This is a genomic window from Faecalibacterium prausnitzii (assembly GCF_019967995.1).
Classification (GTDB): domain Bacteria; phylum Bacillota; class Clostridia; order Oscillospirales; family Ruminococcaceae; genus Faecalibacterium; species Faecalibacterium prausnitzii_E.
The window spans coordinates 2,087,071-2,101,954 of record NZ_CP065377.1 but is presented as its reverse complement, the minus strand read 5'-3'; the positions used below and the strand labels follow the sequence as shown (position 1 = coordinate 2,101,954).

Annotated in this window: 15 protein-coding genes and 1 riboswitch; of the genes, 9 read left to right on the top strand and 6 right to left on the bottom strand. The window is 61.2% G+C overall.

What is annotated here, in order from left to right; translation table 11 throughout:
• Positions 1-4: 4 nt before the first annotated feature.
• Positions 5-108, bottom strand: a riboswitch (PreQ1-III riboswitch).
• 158 nt (positions 109-266) lie between these two features.
• From I5P96_RS10360 to I5P96_RS10350, 3 genes are read right to left on the bottom strand one after another with little or no spacing between them, the layout of a single operon-like run.
• Positions 267-1,157, bottom strand: coding sequence for a DegV family protein (locus tag I5P96_RS10360; protein WP_317850506.1), 891 nt, complete (start codon positions 1,155-1,157; stop codon positions 267-269).
• Positions 1,148-1,654 carry a tRNA (cytidine(34)-2'-O)-methyltransferase gene (locus I5P96_RS10355; protein WP_097792700.1) on the bottom strand — a complete coding sequence of 169 codons (507 nt, stop codon included), beginning with the start codon at positions 1,652-1,654 and terminating at the stop codon, positions 1,148-1,150. Before I5P96_RS10355 ends, I5P96_RS10360 begins: the two co-directional genes overlap by 10 nt.
• A gap of 12 nt (positions 1,655-1,666) precedes the next feature.
• The gene (locus tag I5P96_RS10350) at positions 1,667-2,500 is read right to left on the bottom strand and encodes a bifunctional hydroxymethylpyrimidine kinase/phosphomethylpyrimidine kinase (protein ID WP_223381969.1); all 834 of its coding nucleotides are present in this window, start codon (positions 2,498-2,500) and stop codon (positions 1,667-1,669) included.
• A 169-nt stretch (positions 2,501-2,669) separates the two neighbouring features.
• Between I5P96_RS10350 and I5P96_RS10345 the strand changes: the two genes are divergently transcribed.
• Positions 2,670-2,882 carry a hypothetical protein gene (locus I5P96_RS10345; RefSeq protein WP_097792699.1) on the top strand — a complete coding sequence of 71 codons (213 nt, stop codon included), beginning with the start codon at positions 2,670-2,672 and terminating at the stop codon, positions 2,880-2,882.
• Positions 2,883-2,947: 65 nt separating this feature from the next.
• On the opposite strand, the gene I5P96_RS10340 is transcribed toward I5P96_RS10345, so the two are convergent.
• From I5P96_RS10340 to mtaB, 3 genes are all read right to left on the bottom strand, one after another.
• Positions 2,948-3,424, bottom strand: a complete 477-nt coding sequence (locus I5P96_RS10340) for a pilin (RefSeq protein ID WP_207685540.1) — start codon at positions 3,422-3,424, stop codon at positions 2,948-2,950.
• 242 nt (positions 3,425-3,666) lie between these two features.
• Positions 3,667-5,220 (bottom strand): 4Fe-4S dicluster domain-containing protein, encoded by a 1,554-nt coding sequence (locus I5P96_RS10335; protein WP_118551635.1) that lies wholly within the window; start codon positions 5,218-5,220, stop codon positions 3,667-3,669.
• A 232-nt stretch (positions 5,221-5,452) separates the two neighbouring features.
• The gene (mtaB, locus tag I5P96_RS10330) at positions 5,453-6,748 is read right to left on the bottom strand and encodes a tRNA (N(6)-L-threonylcarbamoyladenosine(37)-C(2))-methylthiotransferase MtaB (protein WP_223381968.1); all 1,296 of its coding nucleotides are present in this window, start codon (positions 6,746-6,748) and stop codon (positions 5,453-5,455) included.
• Between the two features lie 420 nt (positions 6,749-7,168).
• Between mtaB and I5P96_RS10325 the strand changes: the two genes are divergently transcribed.
• From I5P96_RS10325 to plsY, 8 genes are all read left to right on the top strand, one after another.
• Positions 7,169-8,407 (top strand): D-alanyl-D-alanine carboxypeptidase family protein, encoded by a 1,239-nt coding sequence (locus tag I5P96_RS10325; RefSeq protein ID WP_207685538.1) that lies wholly within the window; start codon positions 7,169-7,171, stop codon positions 8,405-8,407.
• A 223-nt stretch (positions 8,408-8,630) separates the two neighbouring features.
• Entirely contained in the window at positions 8,631-9,962 is a 1,332-nt protein-coding gene (locus I5P96_RS10320) for a glucose-6-phosphate isomerase (protein WP_223381967.1), read from the top strand.
• Between the two features lie 57 nt (positions 9,963-10,019).
• Complete coding sequence (locus I5P96_RS10315) at positions 10,020-10,424, top strand: ATP-binding protein (protein ID WP_118551643.1); 405 nt, start codon at positions 10,020-10,022, stop codon at positions 10,422-10,424.
• 135 nt (positions 10,425-10,559) lie between these two features.
• Entirely contained in the window at positions 10,560-11,060 is a 501-nt protein-coding gene (locus I5P96_RS10310; RefSeq protein ID WP_118551645.1) for a YceD family protein, read from the top strand.
• Between the two features lie 26 nt (positions 11,061-11,086).
• Complete coding sequence (rpmF, locus tag I5P96_RS10305) at positions 11,087-11,266, top strand: 50S ribosomal protein L32 (protein WP_005920250.1); 180 nt, start codon at positions 11,087-11,089, stop codon at positions 11,264-11,266.
• Between the two features lie 224 nt (positions 11,267-11,490).
• Positions 11,491-12,819: a DUF512 domain-containing protein gene (locus tag I5P96_RS10300; protein WP_207685535.1), complete on the top strand. Its 1,329-nt coding sequence runs from the start codon at positions 11,491-11,493 to the stop codon at positions 12,817-12,819.
• 39 nt (positions 12,820-12,858) lie between these two features.
• Positions 12,859-14,202, top strand: a complete 1,344-nt coding sequence (der, locus tag I5P96_RS10295) for a ribosome biogenesis GTPase Der (protein ID WP_097792690.1) — start codon at positions 12,859-12,861, stop codon at positions 14,200-14,202.
• 15 nt (positions 14,203-14,217) lie between these two features.
• A complete protein-coding gene (plsY, locus tag I5P96_RS10290) occupies positions 14,218-14,877 on the top strand; it encodes a glycerol-3-phosphate 1-O-acyltransferase PlsY (RefSeq protein ID WP_223383754.1) in 660 nt (219 codons plus the stop codon).
• The last annotated feature ends 7 nt before the right edge of the window (positions 14,878-14,884 follow it).

Genomic DNA, 14,884 nt, shown 5'->3' with positions numbered 1-14,884 from the left:
AATACTCCGGCGGATGGAATTTTGACCATCCGGGGACCGCCAGCCCCGGTGGTTTGGCCCAGCATGGTTTCGAGGTTATGCCGGGGAGCCTAAAATCCTAAGTTGCTCTTTAAGGATGCCGTGCGCAGGGACGCACAACGAAATGCAGTATAGCATAAATTGGGACGGATTGCAACGGAAAATGCGGAAAATCAGCGGCAAGCCTGCACCTTTCTTCCGGAACTGCAAAAAAGAAGCTGCCGGGATGCGGCAGCTTCGGGGGAACATCAGCCTCTGGGGTGGCCAACGTAGACCAGCGCGATGGTGTCGGGGCCGGTGTTGGCGGAGACGACGCCGCCCAGCGAGAAGACGATGAGCGGGTCTTTGCCGAAGGCTTTGCGGCAGGCCCGGATGAGGTCGTCCTTCTGGGGGATGTTGGTGTGACCGATCATATAATCGAAGTCCTCCACGCCCTCGCTGCGCTTTTTGGCCAGCTCGACCATGGCGGGCACGACCTTGTCGTCGCCGCGCACCTTGGCCTCCACCTTGGTCTTGCCGTCGATGAGGGTGATGATGGGGCGGATGCCCATCAGCTCACCCATGACGGCGGCAGCGGCGGAGATGCGGCCGCTCTTCTTCATCTGCTTGAGGCTGAAGGGGCCGAGGACGATCTCGATCTTGTCCATCTGCGCCTCAAACTCGTGGATGACGTGGCTGATCTCCGCGCCGTTCTTCAGCTTGCGGGCCATCTCGCACACATACCAGCCGAAGGGCATGGAATAGGTGTGAGGGTCCAGCAGGTGGATCTTCAGGTGGTGCTCCGGGCGCTCTTCGCGCAGCATCCCCTGCGCCATGACGGCGTTGTTGTAGGTGGAGGAGCCGGAGCGGTTGATGGGCACATGGATGACGTCCGTATAGCCTTCGTCCACGTACTGGCAGTATTTTTCGCAAAACTGCAGCGGGGTGATGGCGGCGGTGGAAGGGATGCCCTTTGCCGCGCGCATTTTCTCGTAAAACTCTGCGTTGGTGCAGCTCTCCCGCTCCACGTAGTCCACATCATCCAGCAGGATGTGGAAGCCCATAATGTCAATGCCGTATTTCTCGGCCAGCTCCTGCGGGATGTCGCAGGAGGAATCGGTCAGGATCGCGATCTTGCTCATAATGTCCCTCATTTCCATTCATAATCTCGTAAGTGGCCGTGGTCCAGCAGCTCCGGGAAATCCCACTGGCGCAGGACCTCGTAAACGCCCACGGCGACGCTGTTGGACAGGTTCAGGCTGCGGCAGGTGTCCCGCATGGGCATCCGGATGCAGTGGTCCTGATTGGCGGCCAGCAGGGCCTCCGGCAGTCCGGCATCCTCCCGCCCGAAGACGAGGTAGGCCCCGTCCGGGTAGGCGACGTCGGTGTAGCGCTGGGGCGCTTTGGTGGTGAAGTAGTAGAACGGGCCGCTGTTTTTGGCGAAGAAATCTTCCAGCCCGTCGTAATAGGTGATGTCCAGATAGTGCCAGTAATCCAGCCCGGCATGCTTGAGCTTTTTGTCGTCAATGGCAAAGCCCATGGGGCCAACCAGATGCAGGCGGCAGGCGGTGCAGGCGCAGGTACGGGCCACGTTGCCCGTGTTCTGCGGGATGCGCGGCTCCACCAGCACGATGTTCAGGGTCGGTTTTTCGTTCATCGTCCGGCCTCCTCAGAACTCGCGCTGCGGGCAGAGCCGGGGCAGCAGCGGCTCGAACCAGACGCCGAAGCGGGTGTCCTGGTCGGCGGGGGTCTTCTGGATGGCCAGCGAGACGAACTCAGCGGCGTTGTCGGCGGCAGCGCTCAGGGCGTTGCCCTGGATGAGCGAGCCGATGAGAACGGCTCCGTACAGGTCGCCCGTGCCGGGGAAACTGCGGTCGATGTGCAGCTTCCGGATGACAAAGCGGTCCTGGCCGGAACCGGCACAGCCGATGTATTTGCCCATGGGCAGCCCGGTGACGACGGCATTGGGGGCCAGTGCATCCAGTTCATCGGCCAGCGCCTGGGCCGCGGTGTCGTCCAGCGGCCCGGCTGCGGCATCCTTTTGCAGCAGCAGCGCAGCCTCGGTGGCGTTGGGCAGGATGAGGTCAGCCCGGCGGGCCAGCTCCCGCATCCGGTCGATGAAGGCCGGGGTCACGGTGGAATAGGCATGGCCGTTGTCGCCCATCACAGGGTCCACAATCTTGCGGGCCGCAGGCCAGAGGTCAAAGGCCTTTTCGGCCAGTGCGATCTGCTCCTCGCCGCCGAGGTAGCCGGTGTAGATGCACGCAAAGTCCAGCCCCAGGTCGTGGTAATGCTCCAGCGCAGCCATGCCGTAGGCGGCACCGTCCATCCGGGCCGGGGTGCCGAAGCCCCCGGTGTGGGTGGAGAGCACCACGGTGGGCAGCGCCACCGGCTGTACGCCCATGACCGACAGCACCGGCAGGATCACCGCCAGGCTGCAGCGCCCCACGCCGGACAGGTCGTGGATGCAGAGAACTTTTTTTGGTTCAGTTGGTTTCAACAAAAATGTGGCCTCCTTCGCGCCATCGAGCGGGCCTGTATCAAACCCGGTGTATCAGCGTATGATACAGTATACCACATTTTGCGGGACAAAAAAAGCGTATAGTGTGTTCTTTTGGCGGAAATACTACCCTCGGCGGCCAAAAATGCAGGGAACGAAAGGAGAAATTTTTATGAGAAATGAACACAGACAGAGCGCAGGCAGCGGCCTGCTGCTGGGCATGGCGGCAGGCGCGGCGCTGGGAGCCGCCAGCGTCGTGGCCATGAATCAGAACCCGCGTCAGGTCAAGCGGACCGCCCGCAAGCTGGCCAAAGGCGCAGAACACGCCGTGACTCAGCTGGATGAGATGGTCAGCGGTTTCGTGGAACGGAAGATGGACCTGTAACAACAACAAAAAGGTGCTGCCGCACGGTTCGATGTGCGGCAGCACCTTTTGGGTCGGGCAGACGGTCACTTTTTGTTCCAGATGCACATCCGGGCGGTGGTGTTGATCTCGCCGAGGAGGGCCATATCCATCTGGATGTTGCAGGTCACGGTGATGGACTTGTTCACATCGCTGCCGGTCAGCACCGAGGCGGGCAGGTTCTTGATGGTGAGGGAGGCGGTACTCTTTTCAAAGTCGCCGGTCAGGGTGCCGTCATAGGTCACATCGCCGATGGTCAGGCCGGAGAGAGAACCGGTGACGCCCATCTTGGAGACCTGCTTGAGCGGCAGGGTCAGGGTATAGGTGCCGTTGGCCTGCCGGGTGAGGGTGGCGGTGCGGTCGGCGTCGATGCCGCTGTTCGCCATGGATTCCTTATCGGATCGTTCCTTCCAGAATTTGACGCCCACCGTCTGGCTGGACGCAGCACCGGCACCCATGGCCAGCACACACAGCAGCACCAGCGAGAGCAGCGCTGCGCCGGAACGTTTCAGGAATGTCGTCATACTACAAATCGCCTTTCTTTCGCCGCAGAGGCGGCCCATGGACCGGTACAAAAAATTTTTTCACCGGTTTGTCACCGCTAAAATATCATAGACGAAGCAAAATGTCAACCCAAACAAAACAACCGCCTATCGGTCACGATAAGCGGCTGCTCTGCACGACTTCTCCGTCTCGCATGCGCTCGACAGCCCGCCTGATCGGAGAGCCTTTGGCATCGCGCAGCGATGACGGAGAGGTTCAATGCTTAAATCTCAAAGTTGGGGTCGTCCTTCAGGACATGGATCTCGTCCATGTAGGGGCTCTGCTCCGGGTCCGTGAAGGGCGCTTCCTTGACGTACTTGTTCAGCTGGATGGCAGTACGGGCCGGGTCGGCAATGGTGCCGGCGCCGCCGATGCAGCCGCCGGGGCAGCCCATGCCTTCGAGCAGGTAGCCGTTGTACTTGCCGGCCTTGGCCATCATCAGCAGCTTCTTGCACTCGGCCAGGCCCTGTGCAGATGCGATCTTGACCTCCATGTCGGGGTTCCACTCCTTGATCTTGTCGGCAACGGCCTTGGCCACGCCGCCGGACTGTGCAAAGCCGCGGCCAGCGGAAGAAGCGGAGCAGAGGGCTGCTTCGTTCTCATCGACCTCCAGCAGGCTGGTGTCGATGTCCTTGGCCTCGATGATGCCGGCCAGCTCCTCAAAGGTCAGCACGAAGTCCACATCGCTGCGGACGGTGCGGCGGGAAGCCTCCAGCTTCTTGGCGGCGCAGGGTCCGATGAAGCACATGCGGGCGGTGGGGTCCTTCTGCTTCATCATACGGGCGGTGAAGACCATGGGGGTCATGGTCATGGAGATGTTCTTGGCCAGATCGGGGAAGGCAGTCTTAGCCATCATGCTCCAGGCCGGGCAGCAGGAGGTCGCCATGAAGTTCAACTCGGCAGGCACTTCTTTGAGGAAGTCGTGGGCCTCGTCCACGGTGCACAGGTCGGCACCAATGGCAACTTCGACCACGTCGTAGAAGCCGATGGCCTTCAGGGCCGCCTTGAGCTTGCCGGTGGAGGCCAGGCTGGGGAACTGGTTGATGAAGGCGGGAGCCACCAGAGCGTAGATGCGGTCGCCGCGGTTGAAGCCCTGGATCAGCTGATAGATCTGGCCCTTGTCGGCAATGGCACCGAACGGGCAGTTGACCAGGCACTGGCCGCAGGAAACGCACTTGCTGTAGTCGATCTCAGCACGGCCCAGCTCGTCGGAGTGGATGGCACCCATGCCGCAGGCCGCAGCGCAGGGACGCTCGGTCTTGACGATGGCGTTGTAGGGGCAGACGCCGACGCAGCGGCCGCACTTGATGCACTTGTCCTGATCGATGATGGAACGGCCGCTCTCCCAGGTGATGGCCTTCTTGGGGCAGACCTCCATGCAGGGGTGTGCCAGACAGCCCTGGCACAGGTCGGAGACCTTGACCAGCTTTTCGGGGCAGCGGTTGCAGGCGAACTTGATGACGTTCACCAGCGGGGGATCGTAATACTTATCGGCGATGGAAGCATCTTCCAGACCGGAAACGACGCTGTTGTGCTCGTCCATGCGGCGGGTGGGCAGGCCCATGGCCAGGCGGACGCGCTCCTCAACGATGGCGCGCTCCAGGAAGATGTCCTTGCGCAGCTTGCCCTCCTCACCGGGGATGATGGTGTAAGGGATCTTGCGCATCAGGTGGTTGGCCTGCTCGCCCTTGACGTTGGCATAAGCCATCCGGGCCACCTCGGTGAACACCTGGCGGCGGATCTGGATGACCGTCGTGTTGATTCCTCTAAAGCTCATTCCAAACTCTCCTTGTACAGATACAAAACATCCCGCAGCGGCGCGGCTTTGCAACGCACCCTGCGGCTTTCTTTCCTGCGGGCCTGCTGGTACTGCGCCGCTGCAATCGGCGCACCGGCCCCAGGATTCCATCCTCATTTTAACACAAAGACGTCTGCCTGAAAAGAGCAAACGCCAAAATATGTTAAAGAATTCTCAAATGGCAAAGGTGAAGGATCTTCAACGGTGAGATTCAGCAAAGTACTGCCCGCACCCGCTCGCCGTCGTAGTTGCCCAGCCGGACGCGGACGATCTCGCCGCTTTTGTGGCCGGGGGCCGAGACCACCACCGGCACATACAGCCGGGTGTAGCCGGTGAAGAGCGTCTCGCTGAGGGCCGTTTCGAGCAGCACCTCGTCCTCCATGCCCTCATACGTCGTGAGCACGTCCCGGCGGAGTTCTTCGGCAAGGGCGTTCATGGTGCGGCTGCGCTCCTGCTTTTCCCGCTCGTGGACCTGATCGGGGAAATCGTAGGCGGGGGTGCCGCTGCGGCGGGAGTAGGGGAAGACATGCACCTTGAGGAAACCGATCTGCTTCAGGAAGGCGCAGCTCTCCTCAAAGTCTTCCACCGTCTCGCCGGGGAAGCCGCAGATGCAGTCGGTGGTGAAGCTGACGGGCCGGTCGCCGTAGGCGGCGCGGATGTCGGCCACGACCTGGGCGTACTGCTCGGCGGTGTAGACGCGGCGCATCCGGCGCAGGGTGGCCGTGCAGCCGCTCTGCAGGCTCAGGTGGAACTGGGGGCAGAGCTTGTCCACTGCGGCAAGCCGGGCGATGAACTCCGGCGTGAGCATGTCGGGGTCCAGGCTGCCCAGGCGGATGCGCTCGATGCCCTCGACCTGGGCGCACTTTTCCACCAGTTCCACAAGGTTGGTGCCGGTGTCGAGGCCGTAGCTGGGCAGGGAGATGGCACTGAGCACGACCTCCCGGTAGCCGGAAGCGGCCAGCTGGCGCAGCTCGTTCAGGATGCTGGCCTCGGCGCGGCTGCGCACCGGGCCGCGGGCGCGGGGGATGACGCAGTAGGCGCACTGGCGGTTGCAGCCGTCCTCTACTTTAATGAACGCGCGCGTGTGCGTCTCGAACCGCTCCACGGGCAGCTCCTCGAACCGCTCGCCGCGCTTGTGGGGGGTGACGGCGACGATCCGCTCGTGGCCGTCCAGCAGCTTGAGCACATTGTCGAGGATGGCCTTGCGGTCGCCGTTGCCGCAGACGAGGTCTGCTTCCAGAAAATTCGCGGCCTCTTCGGGGAAGGCCTGGGGGTAGCAGCCGGTAAGCACCGTCACGGCGCCGGGGTTCTCGCGCTTGGCCCGGCGGAGCCACTTGCGGCTCTTCTGGTCGCCGAAGTTGGTCACGGTGCAGCTGTTGACCACAAAGACGTCGGCCTCTTCGCCTTCCGGCACGATGGTGAAGCCGGCCCCCCGGAACATCTGTTCCAGGGCCCCGGTCTCGTTCAGGTTGACCTTGCAGCCAAGGGTATAAAAACAAACTCGCATGAGGGGATATCCTTTCTATGGGGAACAAAACCCTCTCAGTCTCGCTTCGCTCGCCAGCTCCCCCAAAGTGGGAGCCTTTGGCACACCGGGAAACCTGTGCTGTTCGCATGGGCCTGATTTGTCAGAACGCAGTGGGCCCTGTCCTCATTGCCAGCAGATGCTGGCCTCTGTCGCGGAGCCCGGACATGTTCGATCCAATAAAAGCCCTGTTCGTTCAGCAGTTTCAAAACCGGCCTGCCAATGGATCTCCCTTCGGGAGAGCTGTCAAAGCCGACAGGCTTTGACTGAGAGGGCGAGTTCATTTGCAAATAACAGAAACCATCTAATTATAGCAGATTTTTCCCCGTGAGAAAAGGGCATCCCACCCGAATTTTTTGCATAGAATGCAACCAGAGAGTTTACTGCGGGGAGGTACGAGGAATGGAACGGAAAAATCTGGCCCTGCTCTGTGCGGGGGTGCTCTGTTTCTGGCTGTTTGCGCTGGCGTTCGGGTCGGCGCAGGGCGCGGGATTGCGGGCGGTGAAAACGGAAGCCCCGGCACAGGCCGCTGCGGCGGATGCCCCGGCTGCACAGACCGCCGCCCCGGCAGACAGCCTGTCGCTGCCCTGCCGCGCTGCCGTCCTCATCGAACCGGCGAGCGGCCGGGTGCTCTATGAGAAGAACGCCGACGAGCGGGTGCCCATCGCGTCCATCACCAAGCTGATGACTCTGCTTCTCACCTTTGAAGCCGTCCACGGTGGAAAACTCACGCTGGACACGCCGGTGCCGGTCAGCGAACATGCCTACCACATGGGCGGGAGCCAGATCTGGCTCGAACCGGGGGAGCAGTTCACGCTGGATGAGATGCTGCGGGCCATCTGCGTTTCCTCTGCCAACGACGCTGCGGTGGCCGTGGCGGAACTGGTGGGCGGGAGCGAACCGGTCTTTGTGGAACAGATGAACGCCCGCGCCGCCGAACTGGGGCTGCAAAATACCTCGTTCCGGAACGCCTGCGGGCTGGACGCCGAGGGGCATCTTTCCACCGCGCGGGATGTGGCGGCGCTGAGCTGCTACATCCTGAACACCTGCCCGGAGATCCTGCATTATACGGGGATCTGGACCGACAGCCTGCGCAACGGCCAGACCCAGCTTGTGAACACGAACAAGCTGCTCAAGCGATACAGCGGCATCACAGGGCTCAAGACCGGCACCACCGGTGGGGCAGGGGTCTGCATCTCGGCCAGCGCCACGCGGGATGGGCTGACCCTCATCGCGGTCATCCTGGGTGCGCCGTCCAGCGCCGAGCGGTTCCAGGCCGCGACGGCCCTGCTGGACTATGGGTTCGCAGCCTATGCGGCCGTTCCGGTGCCGCAGCTGCCGGACCGCCCGCTGGAGCTGACCGTAAAGGGAAGCACGGAACAGACGGTGCCGCTGGATTACAGCGCCCTGCCCCAGACCGTGCTGCTGGAAAAGGGGGCCGGGGCCGACCTGCGCACCGAGCTGACCCTGCCCGAAACACTGGAAGCGCCCGTGGAGCGGGGGCAGACGGTGGGCACGGCCGCAGTTTATGCGGGCGAAACACTGCTGGCCGAGGCCGAGGTGAAGTCTGCTGCGGATGCGCCGCGGCTGACCTTTGGCGGCGCAATGGAGCTGCTGTGGCAGAGCCTGCTGGGCGCGTGAAGCGCAAAAGAAACACAACAGCGCCCAAAAGCGGTTCGCTTCGGCAAATCGGCTTTGGCGGGGCTGAACAAAAGATGTCGGGACGACCAAAAGAACACTATTAAAATTGTATGAAATCCTGGGATTTTGGCCTTGACTTTGCGGCGTTGGAACGGTACACTTATACCAAGATAAACCCTCGCAGGGCAACGTGCCCGGCAAAATGTTTGGAGGTTCTGAGAGAATGAGTGTCGTTCTGAATACAAAGCACCTCTCCGGTTTTATCAACGAAGAGGAATATAAGGCCATCTATCCCCAGGTGGAGGCCGCACACCGGCAGCTGGAAGCCAAGAATGGCCCCGGCAATGACTTCCTGGGCTGGATGTATCTGCCCCGCGATTACGACAAGGAAGAGTTCGCCCGCATCAAGGAAGCAGCGCAGAAGATCCGTGAGGACTCCGAAGTGCTGGTCGTGGCCGGCATCGGCGGCAGCTATCTGGGTGCCCGCGCTGTGATCGAGGCCGTCAAGGGCCTGTACCACAACGAGATCGAGAACGGCCTGAAGATCTACTTCTGCGGCAACAGCATCAGCCCCACCTACCTGAACGATATCATCGCTCTGTGCAAGGGGAAGAAGTTCTCCATTAACGTCATCTCCAAGTCCGGCACCACCACCGAGACCAGCCTGGCCTTCCGTGTGCTGCGCAAGCTGCTGGAAGATGAGATGGGCGTGGAAGAGGCCAACAAGCGCATCTATGCCACCACCGACCGCGCCAAGGGCACCCTGAAGCAGCTGGCGGACGCACAGGGCTGGCCCACCTTCGTCGTTCCCGACGACGTCGGCGGCCGCTACTCCGTCCTTTCCGCTGTGGGCCTGCTGCCCATCGCCGCTGCCGGGATCGACATCGACGAACTGATGAAGGGCGCTGCCGGCGCCATGGAGCGCTTCTCCGTCCTGAGCGAGGACAACGACGCTTATAAGTACGCCGCCATCCGCAACATCCTGTACCGCAAGGGCAAGGCTGTGGAGATCCTGGAGTGCTATGAGCCGAACTTTACCCTGATGAACGAGTGGTACAAGCAGCTGTTCGGCGAGAGCGAAGGCAAGGACAACAAGGGTCTGTTCCCCGCAAGCTGCATCTTCTCCACCGACCTGCACTCCATGGGTCAGTTCATCCAGGAGGGTGCCCGCCTCATGTTTGAGACCATCGTCGATGTCAAAAAGCCTGCACAGGATCTCTTCATCGAGAAGCTGGAGGGCAACTTCGACGGCCTGAACTTCCTGGCTGACCAGAACATGAGCGTGGTCAACCGCAAGGCGATGGAAGGCACCATCCTGGCCCACACCGACGGCGGTGTGCCGGAGGTCGTGATCGAGGTGGACGACCTGACTGCTTATAATGTGGGGTATCTGATCTACTTCTTCTGGCGTGCCTGCGCCTGCAGCGGCTACCTGCTGAGCGTCAACCCCTTCAACCAGCCGGGTGTTGAGAGCTACAAGAAGAACATGTTCGCACTGCTGGGCAAGCCGGGTTACGAGAACCTGACCGCCGAGCTGGAAGCAAAGCTGAAGTAAGCTGGAAAATAAATGATCTCCCGCCGCAAGGCGTGGAAAATACAGGAGGACAGAACTATGATTAAACTGATTGTTGGTGCAAAGGGCTCCGGTAAGACCAAAGCAATGATCGACATGATCAATGATTCGGTCAAGACCTCCAAGGGCAACGTCGTCGTTGTCGAAAAGGGCATGAAGCTCACCTATGACATCGCTCCTGCTGCTCGCCTGATCGATCTGGACGAGTACAAGATCTCCGGCGGCGAGATGCTGTATGGTTTTATCGCAGGCCTGATGGCAAGCAACTACGACATCACTGATCTGTACATCGACGGCATCCTGAAGGTGCTGAACCACGACATCAACCGCCTGGGCGTGGTGCTGGACGAGATCGCTGCCATCGCCGGTGATTCCGTCCGCGTCGTCGTCACCGTCAGCGCAGACGAGGCCGAGCTGCCCCACAACGTCAAGAAGTACCTGTGATTTTCTGAACGGAAACCATCCAAGCGGGCAGGAAACCGGAAAATTTGAAATTTTTTCGGTTTTCTGCCTGTTTTGGTGTTGACAAAGGAACGCTTTGGCGCTATACTAACAAAGCAGCCTTTTATGAGGTGTACTATGCAATTTGACCTGAGAAAGTTTATCGCGACCGGCACGAAGCCCTACCATGCAGAGTTTCCCTGTGATTTGTCTGCCAGGGATTTTGCCGGCGCAAGGATCGAACAGCCTGTGACCGCCTGCTTTGATGCAGAAACGGACGGCGACGAAGTCCGGATGACACTGCGGGCAAAAGCATTGGTGCACGGAGAGTGCGCCCGCTGCCTGGACCCGGTCGAACGGGAAGAGGCGGTCGAAGCGGAGTGGACGGCAAAGGAGCGAGATCTGGACGACCCGGATTTCGATCTTCCGCTGGACGAAAAAGGCCATCTGGATGTGGACGAATGGCTGGCCCAGGAGTTCCTGTTCCAGATCCCGACGGTGCTGCTGTGCAGCCCGGACTGCGCGGGGTTATGCCCTCGCTGCGGCAAGAAGAAGGCAGAGTGTGTCTGCCCGCCAGAGGAAGAGGAGACTGCTCCCGCTGACGCAAGGCTCGCGATCCTCAAATCACTGCTGAACTGAGAAACCCATCAAGGAGGTGCAAAAATATGGCAGTACCTAAGAGACATCTTTCCAAGGCCCGCCGCGACAAGCGTCGCAGCAATGTTTGGAAGCTGGAGGCCCCTGCACTGGTCAAGTGCAGCAACTGTGGCTCTCTGAAGCTCCCCCACCAGGCATGTGGCAACTGCGGTTACTACAAGGGCGAGGAAGTCATCAAGAAGGCCTAATTTGCGCAAAATTGGTGGCACATTGGTGTTATGTTGAGAAGGGGATGGCGCAATGCCTTCCCCTTCTTCTTTTGTCCAACCCTCTCAGGCGCTTCGCGCCAGCTCCCCCAAAGTGGGAGCCATTGGCAGTCGGATGAAGTCTGATGGAACTGAATTGAGACGAACGTACGGAAAATTTGTGATTCGGTCGTTTGGCCGGAAGCAGAAACGGCAGGTGAAGCAGAGTGGCGATCAAGATCGAGCGCGTTGAAGAGGGGAGCGAGGCCCAGGCGCTGGGCCTGCAGCCCGGCGACGAGCTGCTGAGCGTGGACGACAATGAACTGAACGATACGCTGGACTACGATTTTTATACCGACAGCAGGAGCTTTCACCTGAAGGCAAAGGTGGCGGACGGCATCCGGGAATGGGATGTCAGCCGGGAGGAGCGCGGCCCCTTTGGCTGCGATTTCCACACCTACCTCGGCGACGAGAAGCACACCTGCTCCAACCACTGCATGTTCTGCTTCATCGACCAGATGCCCCCCGGTATGCGCGAGAGCCTTTACTTCAAGGACGACGACGAGCGCCTGTCCTTTCTGTTCGGCAACTATATCACCATGACGAACATGCAGGACCATGAGATCGACCGCATCATCAAGATGCACATCTCGCCGATCAACATTTCGGTCCACACCACCAACCCCCAGCTCCGCGTCCGGATGCTGGCCAACCGGCGCGGCGGCGAGGTGCTTCAATACCTGCCCCGCCTGGTGCAGGGCGGCATCGCCATCAACTGCCAGCTGGTGCTCTGCCGGGGCATCAACGACGGCGATGAGCTGCGCCGCACTCTGACCGACTTGTTGGAACTGACCCCTATGGTGCAGAGCATAGCCGCCGTGCCCTGCGGCGTGACGGACTACCGCAAGAACCTCTACCCGCAGGTGCCCTACGACGCCGAGACGAGTGCTGCTGTCATCGACATTCTGGAAGCGTTCGGCGATGAGTGCAAGCGTCGCCACGGCAAGCGGATCATCTACCCCAGCGACGAGTGGTATCTCAAGGCAGGGCGGCCCATCCCGCCGCCGGAGTTCTATGAGGACTACGACCAGCTGGAAAACGGCGTGGGCATGATGAGCCTGTTCCGCGAAGAGTTTCTGGCCGAGCTGGAAAAGCCTCACCGCATCTACGGCACCAAGCAGCTGGATGTGGTCACGGGCACCATGGCATCCCCCCTCATCTGTGAGATGATGGACGAGCTTCACCGCCAGTACCCGATGATCGAGGTCACGGTCCACACCATCCAGAATAAGTTCTTTGGCGGCAATGTCGGCGTGGCCGGTCTTGTGACGGCCACCGACATCATCGCCCAGTGCGAGGGCCGCCTGAAGAGCGGGACGCTGGGCATCCCGGCCGTCATGCTGCGGGAAGAGAAGGATACCTTCCTGGACGATGTGACCATTGCGCAGCTGGGCGAGCGGCTGGGCGTCAAGGTAGAGGTGCTGCCCGTCAGCGGCGGCGACGAAGCCCGCGCCCTGCTCCGCAGCGGCCTGCATATTTCGAGAAGAAGACATTGAGATAAGAGATAAGAGACTACTCTGAAAGGAGGAACCCCCATGAGCAAACCGATCGTAGCAGTCGTGGGCCGCCCCAACGTGGGCAAATCCACCCTGTTCAATAAACTGTGCGGCCAGCGTCTGGCCATCGTCGAGGATACCCCCGGCATCACCCGCGACCGCATCTTTGCCAACTGCGAGTGGAACGGCCACGATTTCCTGCTGGTGGACACCGGCGGCATCGAGCCGAAGGCCACCGAGGGCATCCTGGCCCACATGCGGGAGCAGGCACAGATCGCCATCGACACCGCCGACTGCATCATCATGGTGGTGGATGTCCGCAACGGCCTGACCGCTGCCGACGAGGACGTGGCCCACATGCTCCGCCGCAGCCACAAGCCGGTCATCCTGGCCGTCAACAAGTGCGACAATGTCGGCGAGGCCCCCATGGAGCTGTACGAGTTCTACAACCTGGGCTTTGAGGAAGTCATGCCCATCTCGTCCGTCCACGGCCACGGCACCGGCGACCTGCTGGATGCCGTCTGCGCCCATCTGGATTTCAGCGAGACCGTGGTGGAGGAGGACCGCATCCCGGTCGCCATCATTGGCCGCCCCAACGTGGGCAAGTCCAGCCTGACCAACCGCATCCTGGGCGAGAACCGGATGATCGTGGCCAACGAGGCCGGCACCACCCGCGACGCCATCGACACCCCTGTGGACAACGCCTACGGCAAGTTCATCTTCACCGACACCGCCGGTCTGCGCAAGCGCAGCAACATCACCGACGGACTGGAACGGTATATGGTCGTGCGCGCGCTGGCAGCCGTTGAGCGCAGCCGCGTGGCTCTCATCCTCGTGGACGCCACCGTCGGCTTCACCGAGCAGGACAGCAAGGTAGCCGGTTATGCCCACGATCAGGGCAAGGCCTGTATCATCGTCGTCAACAAGTGGGACGCCGTGGAGGGCAAGGAGACCAACACCATGGAGCTCCAGCGCCGCGGCTATGCCGAGTGCTTCAGTTTCATGGGCTATGCTCCGATCATCTTCATCTCCGCACAGACGGGCTATAACGTCAACAAGCTGATGCAGCTCATCCGCGATGTGGACGCCCAGAACGGTGCCCGTGTGCCCACCGGCGTGTTGAACGAGATGTTGGCCCGCGCCACCGCCCGGATGCAGCCGCCCAGCGACAAGGGCCGCCGCCTGAAGATCTTCTATCTGACCCAGGCCTCCACCCGTCCGCCGACGTTCGTGGCCTTCGTCAACTCCAAGCAGCTGTTCCACTTCAGCTATCAGCGCTACCTCATCAACCAGATCCGCGAGAACTTCGGCTTGGAGCACACGCCCATCCGGCTGGTCATCCGCGAGCGCGGCACCGGTTCGGTCGGTGCAAAGGATGTGTAAGGGGGCAGACTGTTGATGATGACGATCCTGATCGTCCTCGCTGCCGCGGCGCAGGCATACCTGCTGGGCAGCATCGACACCGGCATCCTGGTCAGTAAGTATCTCTACCACGATGATGTCCGCAACTACGGCAGCGGTGCCGCCGGCATGACCAATATGCTGCGCACCTTTGGCAAAAAAGCCGCAGCCCTGACCGCTGCGGGAGATGTGCTCAAGGGCGTGGCGGCGGTCTGCATCGGCCGGTGGCTGTTTGGCTTCCTGCCCGAACACGCAGCCGTTTCGCCCTACCTCGGCGTTTATCTGACCGCCATCCTGGCCGTGGTCGGCCACCTGAAGCCCCTCTACTTTGGCTTCAAGGGCGGCAAGGGTGTGCTGGTGGCGGGCGGTGCCATTCTGGCCATCCAGCCCATTCTGCTGCCCTTTCTGGCGGCGATCTTCCTGCTCTGCCTGCTGCCCACCGGCATGGTCTCACTGGGCAGCATCGTCATGGCCGCGTCGTACCCGGTGCTGACCCTCCTCTACGGTCTGCTCAAGGGGCTGGCCGTGGGCGACCTCGCCGTCTGCGTGGCCGGTGCGGCCATCATGGGCGGCATGGTCATCTATATGCACCGTGCCAACATCCAGCGCATCCGCGCAGGGCAGGAGTACCGCTTCGGCCGGAAACACAAAAAATAAAAAAACT

What these genes read in the sequence shown, in the direction of transcription:
- I5P96_RS10345 (WP_097792699.1), top strand. Translation starts at nt 2,670, where the DNA reads ATGAGAAATGAACACAGACAGAGCGCAGGCAGCGGCCTGCTGCTGGGC.
- I5P96_RS10315 (WP_118551643.1), top strand. Translation starts at nt 10,020, where the DNA reads ATGATTAAACTGATTGTTGGTGCAAAGGGCTCCGGTAAGACCAAAGCA.
- I5P96_RS10320 (WP_223381967.1), top strand. Translation starts at nt 8,631, where the DNA reads ATGAGTGTCGTTCTGAATACAAAGCACCTCTCCGGTTTTATCAACGAA.
- I5P96_RS10325 (WP_207685538.1), top strand. Translation starts at nt 7,169, where the DNA reads ATGGAACGGAAAAATCTGGCCCTGCTCTGTGCGGGGGTGCTCTGTTTC.
- mtaB (WP_223381968.1), bottom strand. Translation starts at nt 6,748, where the DNA reads ATGCGAGTTTGTTTTTATACCCTTGGCTGCAAGGTCAACCTGAACGAG.
- I5P96_RS10355 (WP_097792700.1), bottom strand. Translation starts at nt 1,654, where the DNA reads ATGAACGAAAAACCGACCCTGAACATCGTGCTGGTGGAGCCGCGCATC.
- I5P96_RS10360 (WP_317850506.1), bottom strand. Translation starts at nt 1,157, where the DNA reads ATGGAAATGAGGGACATTATGAGCAAGATCGCGATCCTGACCGATTCC.
- der (WP_097792690.1), top strand. Translation starts at nt 12,859, where the DNA reads ATGAGCAAACCGATCGTAGCAGTCGTGGGCCGCCCCAACGTGGGCAAA.
- I5P96_RS10340 (WP_207685540.1), bottom strand. Translation starts at nt 3,424, where the DNA reads ATGACGACATTCCTGAAACGTTCCGGCGCAGCGCTGCTCTCGCTGGTG.
- I5P96_RS10335 (WP_118551635.1), bottom strand. Translation starts at nt 5,220, where the DNA reads ATGAGCTTTAGAGGAATCAACACGACGGTCATCCAGATCCGCCGCCAG.
- plsY (WP_223383754.1), top strand. Translation starts at nt 14,218, where the DNA reads ATGATGACGATCCTGATCGTCCTCGCTGCCGCGGCGCAGGCATACCTG.
- rpmF (WP_005920250.1), top strand. Translation starts at nt 11,087, where the DNA reads ATGGCAGTACCTAAGAGACATCTTTCCAAGGCCCGCCGCGACAAGCGT.
- I5P96_RS10310 (WP_118551645.1), top strand. Translation starts at nt 10,560, where the DNA reads ATGCAATTTGACCTGAGAAAGTTTATCGCGACCGGCACGAAGCCCTAC.